Annotated in this window: 13 protein-coding genes and 1 pseudogene; 5 read left to right on the plus strand and 9 right to left on the minus strand. The window is 56.1% G+C overall.

Translation table 11 applies throughout. The annotated features are described in order from the left end of the window. The gene (gene queF / locus ABWP81_RS02095; protein ID WP_353138827.1) at positions 1-846 is read left to right on the plus strand and encodes an NADPH-dependent 7-cyano-7-deazaguanine reductase QueF; all 846 of its coding nucleotides are present in this window, start codon (positions 1-3) and stop codon (positions 844-846) included. 24 nt (positions 847-870) lie between these two features. Here queF and nosR read toward each other — a convergent pair whose 3' ends face one another. The 8 genes from nosR to argH form a co-directional block, all read right to left on the minus strand. Next, positions 871-1,944, minus strand: coding sequence for a response regulator c-di-GMP phosphodiesterase, NosR family (gene nosR, locus ABWP81_RS02100; RefSeq protein WP_353138830.1), 1,074 nt, complete (start codon positions 1,942-1,944; stop codon positions 871-873). A gap of 8 nt (positions 1,945-1,952) precedes the next feature. After that, positions 1,953-3,368 (minus strand): sensor histidine kinase, encoded by a 1,416-nt coding sequence (locus ABWP81_RS02105; RefSeq protein ID WP_353138833.1) that lies wholly within the window; start codon positions 3,366-3,368, stop codon positions 1,953-1,955. 1 nt (position 3,369) lies between these two features. Beyond that, the gene (locus ABWP81_RS02110; protein ID WP_353138836.1) at positions 3,370-4,230 is read right to left on the minus strand and encodes a phosphate/phosphite/phosphonate ABC transporter substrate-binding protein; all 861 of its coding nucleotides are present in this window, start codon (positions 4,228-4,230) and stop codon (positions 3,370-3,372) included. A gap of 50 nt (positions 4,231-4,280) precedes the next feature. Continuing rightward, positions 4,281-5,531 carry a DNA polymerase IV gene (gene dinB / locus ABWP81_RS02115; protein ID WP_353138839.1) on the minus strand — a complete coding sequence of 417 codons (1,251 nt, stop codon included), beginning with the start codon at positions 5,529-5,531 and terminating at the stop codon, positions 4,281-4,283. Between the two features lie 6 nt (positions 5,532-5,537). Then, complete coding sequence (locus ABWP81_RS02120) at positions 5,538-6,068, minus strand: anti-sigma factor domain-containing protein (RefSeq protein WP_353138842.1); 531 nt, start codon at positions 6,066-6,068, stop codon at positions 5,538-5,540. A 26-nt stretch (positions 6,069-6,094) separates the two neighbouring features. Beyond that, positions 6,095-7,249, minus strand: a complete 1,155-nt coding sequence (locus tag ABWP81_RS02125) for an alpha-hydroxy acid oxidase (protein WP_353138845.1) — start codon at positions 7,247-7,249, stop codon at positions 6,095-6,097. A 93-nt stretch (positions 7,250-7,342) separates the two neighbouring features. Further along, a complete protein-coding gene (locus tag ABWP81_RS02130) occupies positions 7,343-8,587 on the minus strand; it encodes a hypothetical protein (RefSeq protein ID WP_353138848.1) in 1,245 nt (414 codons plus the stop codon). A gap of 148 nt (positions 8,588-8,735) precedes the next feature. After that, the gene (gene argH, locus ABWP81_RS02135; protein ID WP_353138851.1) at positions 8,736-10,199 is read right to left on the minus strand and encodes an argininosuccinate lyase; all 1,464 of its coding nucleotides are present in this window, start codon (positions 10,197-10,199) and stop codon (positions 8,736-8,738) included. A 113-nt stretch (positions 10,200-10,312) separates the two neighbouring features. On the opposite strand from argH, the gene hemC reads away from it, so the two are divergent. The 4 genes from hemC to ABWP81_RS02155 are packed head-to-tail and all read left to right on the plus strand — an operon-like array spanning position 10,313 to position 14,440. After that, positions 10,313-11,251, plus strand: a complete 939-nt coding sequence (gene hemC, locus ABWP81_RS02140; protein ID WP_353138854.1) for a hydroxymethylbilane synthase — start codon at positions 10,313-10,315, stop codon at positions 11,249-11,251. A 15-nt stretch (positions 11,252-11,266) separates the two neighbouring features. Next, positions 11,267-12,055, plus strand: coding sequence for a uroporphyrinogen-III synthase (locus ABWP81_RS02145; protein ID WP_353138857.1), 789 nt, complete (start codon positions 11,267-11,269; stop codon positions 12,053-12,055). After that, positions 12,052-13,140, plus strand: a complete 1,089-nt coding sequence (locus ABWP81_RS02150) for a uroporphyrinogen-III C-methyltransferase (RefSeq protein WP_353131717.1) — start codon at positions 12,052-12,054, stop codon at positions 13,138-13,140. The genes ABWP81_RS02145 and ABWP81_RS02150 overlap by 4 nt, the downstream gene beginning before the upstream one ends. Position 13,141: 1 nt before the next feature. Continuing rightward, positions 13,142-14,440: a heme biosynthesis protein HemY gene (locus ABWP81_RS02155; RefSeq protein ID WP_353138859.1), complete on the plus strand. Its 1,299-nt coding sequence runs from the start codon at positions 13,142-13,144 to the stop codon at positions 14,438-14,440. 117 nt (positions 14,441-14,557) lie between these two features. On the opposite strand, the pseudogene ABWP81_RS02160 reads toward ABWP81_RS02155, so the two are convergent. Beyond that, positions 14,558-15,592 (minus strand): annotated as a pseudogene (locus ABWP81_RS02160) (Rne/Rng family ribonuclease); the annotation flags it as partial.

Genomic DNA, 15,592 nt, shown 5'->3' on the forward strand with positions numbered 1-15,592 from the left:
ATGAACACCCCTGAACAATCTCAGCTGGGAAAGTCGTCGTCGTATGTGGACCAATACGATGCGTCTTTGCTGTTTCCTATTCCGCGCCTAGCCAAGCGAGATGAAATTGGCGTGCCCGCACAGCCCCCATTTTTTGGCGCAGACTTGTGGACGGCGTATGAGTTGAGCTGGCTCAACACACGCGGCAAGCCGCAAGTGGCGTTGGCACGCATCACCGTGCCGGCTGAGTCGACGCACATCGTCGAGAGCAAGTCGTTCAAGCTTTACTTAAACAGCTTCAACAACACGCGCATCGATGACATCGCCGATCTCAAAGCTCGCCTGCGCCAAGACCTGAGCGCAGCCATTTGGCATGGCGAGCCCGTCAAATCCAGCGTGGGTGTGCAACTGGTGCTGCCCGACAACTTTGATCGCGAACCCGTGCATGAACTGGACGGCTTGAGCGTGGACCGCTTAGATTTGGAGTGCGACCAATACCACCCCAATCCTGAGTTGCTCACCGCCACTTTCAACGAAGCGCCGACCACCGAAACTTTGACCAGCAATTTACTCAAAAGTAATTGTTTGGTCACCGGTCAGCCCGATTGGGGCAGTGTGCGAATTAGCTACACCGGACCACAAATTGACCAAGCGGGTTTGCTGCGCTACATCGTGAGTTTTAGAAACCACAACGAGTTTCATGAGCAATGTGTGGAGCGCATCTTCATGGACATCACGCGCCGTTGCAAGCCGTTGCGCCTTGAGGTGTATGCGCGTTACACCCGTCGCGGCGGGCTGGACATCAACCCTTGGCGCACCAGTCACCCGCAAGCCATGCCACCCAACGTGCGAACCGCACGCCAATGACCCTTACGAAAGGTCGCTGCCCACTCAACCGACGCGAAGCGCCTTGACAAAAAGGTCGGCCATCACAGGGCAAAACAAAATGCCCCGATTGCTGGTGATGACACGCACCGCATCTGCAGGTGTGCTTTGGGCTTTGGCGTAATCGCCCGATTGCAACTCTTCAAAGGCCTCCACAATGGCCACGATCCGAGCGCCAATGGGGATGGCATCGCCTTTGAGCGCATCTGGAAAACCAGTGCCATTGAAGTACTCGTGGTGGGAGCGAATGATGGCCGCCACTTCTTTCATGTCCGGTAGCGCACTTAAGGTGGCTTCGCCCATGGTGGCGTGTGTGCGGTAAACCTTGGCATCTGAAAGGGGCAGTTCGACGAATTTGGTGTTCAAAACTCGATCGCTCAAACCAATTTTGCCGATGTCATGCAGCAAGCCGGCGATGAAGATGGATTGGCACGCGTCCTCATCCAAGCCTGCCAACTTGGCCATTTTCATTGACAAGGTGGCCACGCGGCGCGAGTGCGGCAACAAGTCTGGACGGCGCAGTTCCAGCAAATTTGAGAACGATTTGATCGACGCCACGTAGGCGTCACGCAAATCTTTGGTGCGCTCTTTGACGCGCGACTCGAGCGTGTCCACCATTTCATTGAGCGACTCTTTTTGCGCCTCAGTGAGGGCTTGCAGTCGATCGTGCTCATTCACCACCGTGCCATACACAATGGCCGATTTGATGGTGCTGAGCAGTTCCTCATCATTCCAAGGTTTGGCGATGTAGCGGTAAATCGCGCCCTGGTTGATGGCGTCAATCGCACCTGTCACATCTGAAGCCCCAGTCAACAACAGCCGCATGGTTTGTGGCCACTGCTGGGTGACTTTTTCGAGCAGCTCTGCGCCATCCATGTGTGGCATTTGCATGTCAGAGATGATCACATGAATGGGCTGTTTCGCGAGTTGCCCCAAGGCCTGAGCACCGCTCTCAGCCGTGAATACTTCGAAGCCTTCGAGAGACAACATTCTGCGCAGTGAAGACAAAATATTGGGTTCATCGTCAACGCACAACACCTTGTACTGGCTGGCATCAAATGATTCGTTGTGGGCGGTCATGGTCATCCTTAGGCCAAATGGCGTTTGATGGGAAGTGTGATTCTGAATGTTGTGCCAACACCCACTGTGCTGGTGGCGCTGAGTGTGCCCCCGTGTTGCTGAATGATGCTGAGAGAGACAGACAGCCCAAGCCCCGTGCCCTTGCCCGGAGCTTTGGTGGTGAAAAAAGGATCAAATATTTTTTCTAAAACGGCGGCAGTCATTCCAGGGCCGTTGTCTTCGATGTCGATCCAAGCCTGTTCCTTATTGCAACTGGTTTTGATGTGAATCAGTCCTCGCTTGTCCTCAGGCATGGCCTGAGCAGCGTTGACAATGATGTTTAAAAAAACTTGGTCGATTTGTGAGGGAGAGCATTCGATCATGGGCAAATTACCCAAAGACATGCGCACATCAGCCCGATTTTTGAGTTGGTTGCGCGCAATGTTCAGAGTCGATTTGAGGCCGTTGTGAATGTCTGCGGCCACATAGTGGCCCGAGGCATTGGTGCGGGCGTAGTCTTTCAGGTCTTGAATGATGGTCTTGACACGTGTCAAGCCCTCGAGAGTTTCATTCATCAAGGTGTGGATTTCGTTCCGGATCAACGCATATTTGTGCTTTTGCTTAAGTGCTGCCATCTCGCTGGTGTTGACTTCGGGCGCATCCAACACGCGATCAAAGATGCTCAAGTACTTTTGCAGCGTGTGAAGGTTTGACGACACGTAGCCCACGGGATTGTTGATTTCATGCGCTACCCCTGCCGCCAACTCACCCAGTGATGCCAATTTTTCAGATTGCATCAAACGCTGCGTGGCCTCGTCTAACTTGACCTCGATTTGGTGTTCCCGCTGCACCACCACAAAATAGGTGCGCCACAAAAAAATACCCAAAATGATGATGCCCGACACCACCGCCAGCGCTGACAACATCAAGGTTTGCTGGCGCAAACTCATCAACTCGGCACGGTCTAATTCGCTGTACGTTTGCACACGAACCCACCCCAAATCTTGCCCCAAACTCACTTTGTTCCAAGTGGTGATGAATTGCTCATCATGCTGCTGCAGGGTGGTTTGTTGGATTGCGGGCGGGGGTAAATTGCTAGGTTCAAACATCAAGCGCGGGTCTTGCTTGGGTTCGCGTTTGAGGTGGGTCAGCACTTTGCCTGTGAGGTCGATCAACAAGGCCGATGCGACCTGTTCGTTAGACATGGTTTGTGCAATGCGCGACTCCAAGGCCGCGTAGTCTTTGAGCACCACTTGATCAGCCACCGCAACCACAAGACCGTCTGTGAGGCTTTGGGCGGTTTGGAACTTACCTTCCCACAGAATATTTTTGGATTGGTGATACGTCACCAAACCCGAACCAATTTGCAGCAACGCCAAAGCTAGCCCAATCAAGAGAGCGGGCTTGATGCTTTTCCAATCTGAGATGCTCAGGCGTTGCGACATGTCACGGCGCCGCTAAGACCAAAAACTTTTCAAGTTGCATGGACTCCAATGGCTTGTAGTGCTTGGCATAAGTGACGGATTGAGGCTTGCTGAGGTTGATGCCTTCTAGCAGCTTGCGACCCTCTTCGTCTTGCGTCAGTTTGAGCATGGCTTTTAAAAAACGTTCGCGAACAGCAGCTGGGACGGAGGGGTGCGTGGCCACGGGATGCGGGGTGTAGGCCTGTGTTTCAAACAGTACGCGCAGTTGTTGGCGTACTTCGGAGGCTTCATTGTCAAGCGTGTTGTTCACACCGCCGCCAGCGACGGCATCTTTGCCAATAACTGATCGGTACACATTGCTGTGTGTTTTGACAAACACGGGGTTGATGTCGATCTTTCTTTTGGCCAATTCCGCGCGTATAACCAGTGAAGCAGCAAAAGAATTGGGGGCGGGGAAAGAAATGTTTTTGCCCTTGAGTTCATCCAAGCTTTTGATGGGGCTGTCTGCGCGCACCACCAAGATGCCCGTCAGTAAATCTTCGCTGTCAGCCAGCAAGGGTTGGTACTTTTTCTTTTGGTTAGCGAGCACCGCGTGATACGGGTTGAGAAACACAAACTCGGGCTCGCCTTTGAGCAGTTTTTGCTCAAACTCGGGGATGCTGGCAGACAAACGCAACTCAAAACACAAGCCGGCATCTTGGCCTACGCGCTGAAGTAGGGGTGACCACGTGGTGTAAATTTTGGCAGCTGTCAGCTGTGGCACCACATCGAAGGCGTAGACCTTGGTGCTGTTTTGGTCGCCCAAACAGGCGGCGTTGGCTACACCGGTACCCAAGCATGCGATAAACAGAAGTTCAAATAGATGTCGTTTGAGGGCATGCATTTTCAAAATCCCCTGAGGTTAATTTTGTTATTCTCGCCTGAGGTTTTTGCTTAAAACTTTTGTGGTAAATCATCCCCAAACAAAGATTCTGTGTAGGGCTGACTGGGCGCTTCTTCTGCCTTTAAACCTTGCGCTTGCCAGTCTTCAAGCTTCATCAGCGAGCCCACGCGAACGCCCAGCAATCGCAAGCGGCGCGAGAGGTCCACACGCTTGAGGCACTGGCCTGCTGCCGCCCGAATGGCTTGGGCTTGGTTGGCATAACTGCCAAGCGTTTGGTCTCGCGTGACGCTTTGAAAGTTGTCGTAACGCAGCTTGATGCCGATGGTTTTGCCCACATAGCCTTTTCGCTGCAAGTCGGCGGCCACTTGTTCGCACAACTTGGTGAAGATGGCGCTCAGTGCTTCTCGGTCACGCACAGCATGAAGGTCTTGCTCAAACGTGGTTTCGCGGCTGATGCTGACGGGCTCGCTTTCGGTTTCAACAGGGCGGTCGTCTTTGCCGTGGGCAGCATCGTGCAGCCACGCGCCGTAGCTTTTGCCAAAGTGCTGCATCAGCCACACGCGGTCGTGTTGGGCTAATTCGCCAATGGTGCGAATGTCATGCGAGGCTAGTTTGGCTTCAGCCTTGGGGCCAATGCCATTGATCTTGCGGCATGGCAGGGGCCAAATTATGTGTTCCAAATCTTCGGGGTGAACGATGGAAATGCCATTGGGCTTGTTGAACTCGCTCGCCATTTTGGCCAACAATTTGTTGGGCGCTACGCCCACCGAGCAGGTCAGGCCTGTGTCGTCAAAGATGGCTTTTTGAATCAGCCGTGCCAACACGCGTCCGCCTTCGCGTTGACCGCCGGGTACATCGGTAAAGTCGATGTACACCTCGTCTACGCCGCGGTTTTCCATCAGCGGCGAGATGTCGCTGATGATGGTTTTGAAGCGCTGCGAGTAATGACGGTATTGGTCAAAGTCCACGGGCAGCAGAATGGCATCGGGGCAGAGCTTGGCGGCTTTCATCACCCCCATGGCGGAGCCCACGCCAAACTGTCGAGCCGCGTAAGTGGCGGTGGTGATGACACCGCGCCCCGTGTAGCCGGCGATGCGTGGAAAAAAATCGAGCGGTATTTCGTGCAGCTTGTCTTCTGACCAGGCGTAGTCGGGGTGTGCCTCACGCAGGCGATCCATCATGTCGTCAATGCGGCGACGGCCCCCGCCAATGACCACGGGTAAGCCTTTGAGCTGCGGGTAGCGCAGCAGTTCGACGGACGCGTAAAACGCATCCATGTCTAGGTGCGCGATACGGCGCATGAGGGCTTAAATCGCTTTTTGGACCAGCCAGCCTTTAAATAGCCAAGGCTGTTGCGGCTTGCCTAGGTAAGGGCCGCGGTCTTTGTTTTCCACGCTGATGCCCAAACTGCGAGCGCTTTCAAGCGCTTGGGTGGGCACATCGAGCTGCTGAGTTTTGTATTTGTTGGTTAGCACACCCAGCAAACGGGGCGTGTCGTCATCGGTAATCGCCCATACATGCAAGCTTTGTCCGCGGCCTTCTTTGACCTCGTTCAAGCGCTGCACTTGCAGCTTTTGATTTTTTGGGTCGTAGGTCAGAAGCAGGGCGGGCGCTTGCGCCTCGTCCAGCAGCACCGACACCTCTCGCACTTGCGGAATTTCTACCAGCTTAGCTTCTAAGTGGTGAATTTGCGACTTGAACTGCTCAAACATGCTGGCGCCTAACGCCCAGCCGATGAACACCACCAAGATTAAAAAAATACTCAGAGCCCGCCACCAAGCGCTAACGCCGGTGGATGTGTCGGGGGAAGTTGTGGAGGGTGTGGTGGTTTCAAGCATCCCCTGAGTGTGCCTGAGTCAACCGCTCAGGCGGTGGGAAACGTGCCCGGCAGCAAGATGTTGGTGTTCACGTTTTGTATGCTGGTGTGGCCACAAAACGCCATGGTGACATCCAGCTCTTTGTGGATGATTTGCAGCGCTTTGGTGACGCCTTCTTCGCCCATTGCCCCCAGTCCGTAAACTGCTGCTCGGCCAATCAAAACGCCGCGTGCGCCCAAGGCCCAAGCTTTCAGCACGTCTTGGCCCGAACGAATGCCGCCGTCCATCCACACCTCAATCTGTTCGCCCACAGCGGCCACGATGGCGGGCAGCGCTTCGATGCTGGACTGTGCGCCGTCTAACTGGCGACCGCCGTGGTTGCTCACCACAATCGCGTCTGCGCCGCTTTGCACGGCCAGTTTGGCGTCTTCCACGTCTTGAATACCTTTGAGGATGAGCTTGCCGCCCCATTGGGCTTTGACCCATGCCACGTCTTCCCAAGACAAGCGCGGGTCAAACTGTTCGTTAGTCCATGAGGAGAGCGACTTCATGTTGCTCACGCCCTTGACGTGGCCCACCAAGTTGCCAAAGGTGTGACGGCGTGTGCCGGCCATACCCAAGCACCAGCGCGGCTTGGTCATCAGGTTGATGATGTTGGCAATGGTCGGGCTGGGGGGTGCGGTCAGGCCATTTTTCAAATCTTTGTGGCGTTGGCCGATCACTTGCAAATCGAGCGTCAGCACCAAGGCGCTGCACTTGACTTTGCGGGCGCGCTCAATCATGTTGGCCATAGCTTCGCGGTCGCGCATCATGTAGAGCTGGTAGATGAAGGGGGCCGTGGTGTGAGCTGCCACGTCTTCCATCGAGCAAATGCTCATGGTGGACAAAATGAAAGGGATGCCAAATTTTTCGGCAGCACGGGCCGCTTTGATTTCGCCGTCGGCGCTTTGCATACCGGTCAGACCTACTGGGGCGATGGCCACGGGCATCTTCACATCGAGGCCCACCATCTGGGTGGCGAGGCTGCGGTTTTCCATGTTCACCGCTACACGCTGACGCAGCTTGATCTTTTGAAAATCCGCTTCATTAGCACGGTAGGTACCCTCGGTCCAACTGCCAGAGTCGGCATAGTCATAGAACATGCGAGGCACGCGTTTTTCAGCCAAAACGCGCAAGTCTTCAATGTTGGTAATCACGGGCATGGGGGTGTCTCCTATATTTGAGACATATCGTAGCCCGAGGTGTGGGGGAAGCCTGTGAAGCTTGCGACAGGGGGGATGAAAAAAATTTAACAGTTAGAACTGATAACCCACGCGAAGGCCGATGGCGTAGCCCCGGGAGGCGAAGTTCAGGTCGTCAAAGCCGTTCTTTTGCTTGGCTTGAATGACTTGAAGGACGCTAAAAAGTCCCGCTCGCCAGTCGTGTCGCCAAGCTGCCCCCAATTGACGGGTCTCAATGTAGAAGGGTTGGTCTTGAGTAACAAAACTGCCATCAGCCAAGAAGAAATCCCTGCCTGTGTCAAAAGTGGTTTGACTCCAGCCAAATGACAGTAAATCAAGCGAACTGCTGGCGTAGGCCAGTTCTATAGTTGTTGCGCTCTTTTTTTGAACTACTTTTAAATTGCACCAATTTCCCGAATTTAAGGGGGACCAACATTCAATGCGCTGCTTTTGCATGAGTTGCGTCAGCCTTGCAGAGAGTCGTGGAGTTAATGGAGCACTCAAGCCCCAGAACCACATCTCAGACACTTGCGGTACGTCCCCGAGGATGTCGGACTCTGGAAGATAGGCGCGTTGATTTGCGTGGATGTATGACAAACGTCCTTCGATGGCTGTCTCAAGGTTCAGCACGTTGACATTGAAACCCACTTTGTTATTTTTTGTCACTTTGAAATTTGGGCTCGGAAAATAATTTCCAAATTCTCTTGGTGCGTAACCGAGTGCCAGCGGTCGATACAGGCCAACTTGGCTCTGGACCAAATAGGCTCCCCAGGTTTGGTTCGTGAAAATCTGCAACCCTGGTGCACCACCTGTGACGTCTTGAAGTCCTTTGGTGACGCAAATTGTCTCGACTTCTCGTATCCATCCGCTGTCGGGTTCGTAAGAGCGACACCAGCTGGTTTTGTAATTGACCACGCCCAATCTCAACCCTAATGAAGGGGAAAGGTGATGTTGAAGCATGGCTTCATCTAGCCTTAAACCTACAGTTTGGTCAGCTCTTGCCTTCAAGCTCAAATAGGTGCTTTTGCTGACTTGCTGACTGCCACTGACACTTGTGAATGCTGAGGTTGCCTCGTAAGGCCATTTGGTTGCAGCATTGGGCAATAGCAAATTGGTGTTTTGTGCGTTCCAAGGTTCTGGGTCTTTTGCTACAGATGCGTTAAGGCTCCAACTGTCTACGCCAACTTGATAAGACCATTTCCCCTCTGGCAATTCATTGAAGGCTTGTGCGTTACTGAAAGCGATCAGCCACAAAAGGCTTAGCAAACCTTGAACTTTTTGTAAATAAAGATAACTTAATAATCGAAATGCATAGGGCATTTCAATATTTTATTAGACTTAAAGTTCTATTTGTTGGATTTTATGAATTAACCGTTAAATGGAAAATAAGCAATGCTTATCGATACGTTTAGCCCGCTGTGACCTGTTTGTTCCAGTGTTGGGCCGCAACGGGTCTTGGGCGTGGCAATCACCTTGTTGGTGTTGAAGCCAGTCGTCGGTGATGTCGCGCAATTTGCGCCCTTACCTGTACAGGCGCTGTGCCGCCCAAGGTGTTGCGGGCATTGAGTGAGCCATGCAGGCTTAAGCAGTCGTAAACATCTTTTTCGATGGCGGGGTGAAAGCTTTGCAGCACTTCAAGTGGCAGCTCTGACAAGTCGCAGTTGTGGCTTGCAGCGGCCTTGACAGCGTGGGCCACGGTTTCGTGGGCATCACGAAAGGGCTGGCCTTTTTTCACCAAGTAATCGGCCAAGTCGGTGGCGGTGGCAAAGCCTTTTTTGGCTGCGTCTTCCATGGCTTGGGCGTTGACGGTGATTCCGCCTTCTTTTTGGCCCGTGGCAGGGTTGACTTGGCCACCAATCATTTCGCTGAAGATGCGCAGCGTGTCTTTGAGTGTGTCCACCGTGTCAAACAAAGGCTCTTTGTCTTCTTGATTGTCTTTGTTGTAGGCCAAGGGCTGGCCCTTCATCAGGGTTAGCAGGCCCATCAGGTGGCCAAACACGCGACCTGATTTACCGCGTGCGAGTTCGGGTACATCGGGGTTTTTCTTCTGCGGCATGATGGAGCTGCCGGTGGTGAAGCGGTCGGCAATTTTGATGAAGCCAAAGTTTTGGCTCATCCACAAAATCAACTCTTCTGACATGCGGCTGATGTGCACCATGCAAAGCGAAGCGGCGGCAGTGAATTCAATGGCGAAGTCGCGGTCGCTCACGCCGTCCAAGCTGTTTTGGCAGACTTGCGGCTCGCCGTTTGCGTCCACCATGCCCAGCGTACGGGCCACGCGTTCGCGGTCCAGCGGGTAGGTGGTGCCGGCCAAAGCGGCGCTACCCAATGGCAGGCGGTTGGTGCGGCGGCGCACGTCGCCCATGCGCTCGGCGTCGCGTGCAAACATTTCCACGTAGGCCAAAAGGTGGTGTGCAAAGCTCACGGGCTGCGCCACTTGCAAGTGGGTAAAGCCGGGCATGATGACCTCGACGTTTTTCTCGGCCACTTCCACAAGTGACTTTTGCAAATCCACCAACAGTGTCGTGATCAGGTCCATCTCGCTGCGTAACCAGAGGCGGACGTCGGTGGCCACTTGATCGTTGCGGCTGCGTCCTGTGTGCAGGCGCTTGCCCGCGTCGCCTACCAGCTGGGTGAGGCGGGCTTCGATGTTGAGGTGTACGTCTTCCAAGTCGAGCTTCCACTCGAACTGACCTGATTCGATTTCAGTCCAAATTTGCGCCATGCCTTTTTCAATGGCGGCTTGGTCGTCTTTGCCGATGATGCCTTGATGCCCCAGCATCTCGGCGTGGGCCAAACTGGCCGTGATGTCGGCTTGCCACAAGCGTTGATCAAAGAACACGCTGGCGGTGTAGCGCTTGACCAACTCGCTCATCGGTTCAGAAAACAGGGCGGACCACGCTTGGGATTTTTTGTCGAGTTGGTTTGTCATAGGAGGGGAATTTTATCGGGCTGGCGGCGACTTAACTATTAGGCTCGCCTGCTAACATTTGCTGTAATTGATTTCGCCACCTAGTTTGTGGCTCACAAGAAGCGAGTTTTGTTTTGTCCACTTCCTCCACATCCCCCGTTTCCCTGACCATCGCCACCCGCGAAAGCCGTTTGGCCATGTGGCAAGCCGAGCACGTTCAAGCTTTGCTGCTGGCCCTTGGCCACAGCGTGTCGCTGCTGGGTATGACTACACAAGGCGACCAAATTTTGGATCGTTCTTTGAGCAAAGTAGGCGGCAAGGGCCTGTTTGTGAAAGAACTCGAAGTGGCGCTCGAAGAAGGCCGTGCCAACTTGGCCGTGCATTCGCTCAAAGACGTGCCTATGGATTTGCCCGAAGGCTTTGACCTCGCTTGTGTCATGGAGCGCGAAGACCCGCGTGATGCATGGGTGTCGTCCACTTACGCACACCTGAATGATTTGCCGCAAGGCGCGGTGGTAGGCACTTCTAGCCTGCGACGCACAGTGCTGCTACGTGCCTTGCGCCCCGATTTGAAGATCGAGCCTTTGCGCGGCAACCTCGACACCCGTTTACGCAAACTTGACGAAGGTCAGTACGACGGCATTGTGTTGGCCGCTGCGGGTTTAAAGCGTTTGGGTCTGGGCGAGCGTATTCGCCACATTTTTGAAACCACCGAAATGTTGCCCGCCGCAGGGCAGGGCGCGTTGGGCATTGAAGTGCGCAGCAACCGTGCCGATGTGGCCCAAGCCTTGGCCCCGTTGGCCGATGCCGCCACATGGCTGACCGTGACCGCCGAGCGTGCCGTGAGCCGCGCCATGGGTGGCAGCTGTTCGATGCCGTTGGCCGCCCACGCCACGTTGACCGATGGTGTGCTGCACTTGCAAGCTGCTTGGGGCGATCCATCGGGCGCACCGGTGTTGTTGCGCGCCGAAGTCAAGCAAGTCTTGGATGCAGCTGACCCCGCTTCACGCGACGCTGCTAATTTGTTGGGCGAATCGGTGGCCACCCAGTTGCGCGCCCAAGGCGCCCACTAAGCTGCGCTGCCTGCCATGCGCGTTGTCATCACCCGACCCGCAGGCGATGCGCAAGCGTGGGTGGAGGCGTTGCAAGCCGCCGGCCACGAAGCTCTGGCGTTGCCTTTGATCGAAGTTGGCCCCGTCACGGATATCCAGCCTGTGATGCAAGCGTGGGCCCAGTGGCCCGAATTTCAAGCCGTGATGTTTGTCAGTGCCCAGGCTGTGCGCTATTTCTTTGACTGCCAGCCTGTTAGGTCCACTTGGACCAGAGGCCCGCGCTGCTGGGCGACCGGCCCAGGCACACACAAAGCCTTGCTGCAAGCGGGGGTGCCCGAGGCGCTGATCGACAGCCCTGCCGCTGATGCAGCGCAATTTGACTCCGAGGCCTTGTGGCAACGCGTGTCGGTTCAAGTGCAAGCGGGCAGCAAGCCTGTGTTGATTGTGCGTGGTCAAGATGGGGATACCCATCCCAACGCCGCGCTAAACGGCACAGGCCGCGATTGGCTGGCCCAGCAGCTGCAAGCCGCTGGCGCATCAGCCCAGTTTGTGGTGGCTTATGAGCGCCGCACAGCCACTTGGTCCAGCCTGCAAAAAGCGCAAGCCGTTCAAGCTGCTAACGACGCTAGTCTGTGGTGTTTTAGTAGCTCGCAAGCCATTGAAAACCTTGCATCTATCTTGCCTACACAAAGCTGGGCCCAAGCCCGCGGTATGGCTACCCATCCCCGCATTGCCCAAACAGCGCAGGCCTTGGGTTTTGGCGAGATTCACATGTCTAAGCCGTCTCTGCCAGACTTATTAGTCTCATTAGAATCTCTGGCATGAAGCCAGCGCACGACGACACCTCCAACCTCCCGCCTTTGGGCCCTACGACTGAGCCGCTTGCTAGCGCGACTGAGTTCAATGACACCAGCACAGACACCAGCAAGTGGTTCGCCCGCGGCATCGGCGTCTTGGCCGTGGTGGGCGCCGTGGGATCGGGTCTGATGTGGGCCAAGCTCTCGGGCATCCAAGAACAACTGGCACGCCAAAGCGCTGACACGGGCAGCCAAGCTGTGGAAGCGCGTGTCACATCCAAACAAGCTGAAGAGCTGGCGCGTGAAACTGCAGCCCGTTTGTCAGTGACCGACGCCAAGCTCAGCGAAGTGGCGCTGCAGCGCAGCCAACTCGAAGACCTGATGCAAAGTCTCTCGCGCTCGCGTGACGAAAACTTGGTGGTGGATATCGAGTCCGCCATTCGCTTGGCGCAGCAACAAGCGCAGCTCACTGGCAGCGTGCAGCCTTTGTTGGCCGCGCTTAACTCGGCCGAGCAACGTTTGACCAAAGTGGCGCAGCCGCGCTTGGCGCCTGTGCTGCGTGCTGTGACCCGAGACATCGAACGCATCAAGGCCACCTCGGTGGCCGACACACCGGCACTGCTGTTCAAGCTCGATGAGCTGGTGCGTGCGGTGGATGCCTTGCCTTTGCTCAACGCGGTGGGTGTTGTCAACAAAGAAAAACCAGTGCAAGCCGTGCCCGCCACCAGTTGGGCCAAGGCGATCAGCATGAGTTGGTGGGAGAAAGTGCTGTCTGATATTTGGAGCGATGCGCAAAATCTGATTCGCGTGAGCCGCATCGACAAGCCCGAAGCCAGCATGCTTGCGCCTGACCAAAGTTACTTTGTGCGCGAAAACCTTAAGTTGCGTTTGCTCAATGCCCGCTTGGGTTTGCTGGCCCGTCACTTTGATGTGGTGCAGTCCGACATGAAGCAGGCCAACGACGATTTGGCCCAGTACTTCGACATGCAAACCCGTCAAGGCCAAACTACTTTGGCGCTTGCGCGTGAGGTGTTGGCGCAGTCCAAGCAAATCGAGATTCCGCGTGTGGACGACACCATCGCGGCCCTCACCACTGCTGCAGCGGGGCGCTGACATGAAAGCCGCGCTGTGGTTTGTGGCCTTGTTCGGTGTGGCGGTGGCATCAGCCTTGTTAGCAGGGGGCAACCAAAGCACGGTGACGGTGTTTTGGTCACCACACCGCGTGGACCTCTCGTTGAATTTGGTGTTGTTGGTGCTGGTGGTGTTGTTTGTCATGCTGCACTTGGCATGGCGTGCCATGTCAGCTTTGTTTGAATTGCCTCACCAAGCCCGCCGTTGGCGCTTGCAGCAAAAAGAGCGCGCCATGCATGCGGCGCTGTTAGACGCGCTGTCAGAGTTGTGGAGTGGCCGCTATGTGCGCGCCGTGAAATCGGCTGAAAAAGCATTGGCTTTGGAGGCCTTGCTGACCTCCGTGCGAACCGCAGATGACGCCCCTTTGCGGCACACGCAACAGCTGCGTGCTTTGTCGCATTTGGTCGCGGCAGAAAGCGCACACGCCTTGCGTGATCGAGATGCCCGTGTGTCGCATCTGCAATCTGTCATGGCCTTGGATCATGACCAAAAAGATGACGCGGTGGAAGCCGCGATGGAATCGGCCTATTTGGGCGCGGCCCGATGGGCCTTGGGCGACCATGATGCGCCCGAGGCCTTGCGTTGGTTGGATGGTTTGCGTCACGGCCCCGCGCGCCGCACCCTTGCGCTTCGCATGCGCCTCAAAGCCACACGCTTGGACCAACAGCACACCTTGGCCTTGGATACGGCACGTTTGCTGGCAAAGCATGGTGCGTTCTCCGAAGCCGCCGCGCAAAACTTGTTGCGCGAGTTAGCCGTGGCCAGCTTGAACGACGCCCATGACAGCGCCCAGTTGCAACGCGCGTGGGACGGCTTGGAGACCGCTGAGCGCAACCAGCCCGAAGTGGTGCTGCACGCAGCACAACGCATGCTCAAGCTCAGCGGCGAAGCCGCCGCCGTGATGCCTTGGCTTACACCTTTGTGGAACCGCATGGTGCAGCATCCCGACAGCTGCACGCCTGCCATCCGTGAGCGCGTCGCCCAAACTCTGGCGCGCGCTTTGGCGTTGTTGCCCCCCGACCCCGAGTGGCTGGCCAGCATCGACCGCGCTCGTCAAACTTATCCACGCTGGTTGGAGTTGCAGTACTTGGCAGGCATGGTGTGTTGGCATCACGCCCTTTGGGGCAAGGCGCAGCAGATGTTGGAGCAAGTAGCACCGCAACTCACCCATGCTGATATGAAGCGTCAAGCTTGGCGCACCTTGGCGCAACTGGCTGAGCAAAAAGAAGACACGCCGCGCGCCCATTTGTGCTGGAAGCGGGCCGCTGAAGTGGCCGGTTGACATTGCCGGTTGAAGTGGCTGCATAGAGTTGCATAGTCAGCACCAACAAAAAAGGCCTAGATTTTTTCTAGGCCTTTTTTTGCGAAGCTCGCCACCCCTTGCGGGGCGTCTGTTTGTTTACAGATCTTTGCGGGTCTCAACCAACACCAGTGGGCCTTCGTCCGAGATCACCAGCGGTGCGCGCTCACGCGGCACATGCACGGGCTTGGGCTCGGCTGCAATGGCGGCTTGCACGGCGGCAATGCTGTCTGGATTGGAGTTGACCCATTCCAAACCGCTGCCTTGTGCAACTGCTTGCATCTGTGCCAAAGGCAATGTGAAGGCTTGAATGTGCGGCATGCCTTGGCGTGCAGGGGCTTGGGCCGCTGGCGCTGTAGCTTGTGCTTCTTCACGCGGTGCTTGACGAGGGGCGCGGTCTGAACGGTCAGATCGCTCGTTGCGTTCTTGGCGTTCTGGACGCTCGGCACGTTCACCACGTTGCTCACGAGGCTCACGTGATTCACGTGGTTGGCGTGGCTCACGAGCTTCTTGCGGCGTTTGCTCGTTTGACGTGTGGTCGCGCTCAGTAGCTTGGCCGTTGTCGGCTTGATCTGCAGAGCCTTCTTCACGCGGTGCGCGATCACCACGCTCGCGGCGGTCACGGCCGTAACGGTCTCGTGAGCGGCGCTCACGACGCTCGCCACCGTTCTCTTCGGTTTGTGGCGCTTGGCCGTCTGTGCTTGCCGCGTTGTCGAGCGGCAAGGCTTCTGAATTGCCGTTTTCGTCTTGGCGAGGGCTGCGTTCGCGGCGGTCGTCGTTGCGTTCGCCGCGTGGGCTGCGTTCGCGACGGCCTTGACCTCCTTGACCGCCTTCAGTGCTTTCGCCGCGTTCTTCGCGGGCCATGCGCTCGTTGCGTGCTTTGGCTCGTGCTTCGGCTTGCGCTTCAGGTGTGGCGTTGTTGTCGAGGTTAGCTTGATCTTCACCGCGTCCACCGCGGTTGCGGTCTTGGCGTGGGCCGCGTCCTTCGCGACCACCCTCGCTGCGACCACCTTCACCGCGTTGTTCCACATTGCGTTCGCCGCGTTCTGCACGCTCGCCGCGTGCTGGCCTTTCGCCACGGGTCTCAACGCCATCGGCGTTGCGCTCGTTACGGCCGTCGGCGCCGCGCTCGTT

The sequence above is a fragment of the Limnohabitans sp. genome, assembly GCF_040401135.1.
Taxonomy (GTDB): domain Bacteria; phylum Pseudomonadota; class Gammaproteobacteria; order Burkholderiales; family Burkholderiaceae_C; genus Limnohabitans.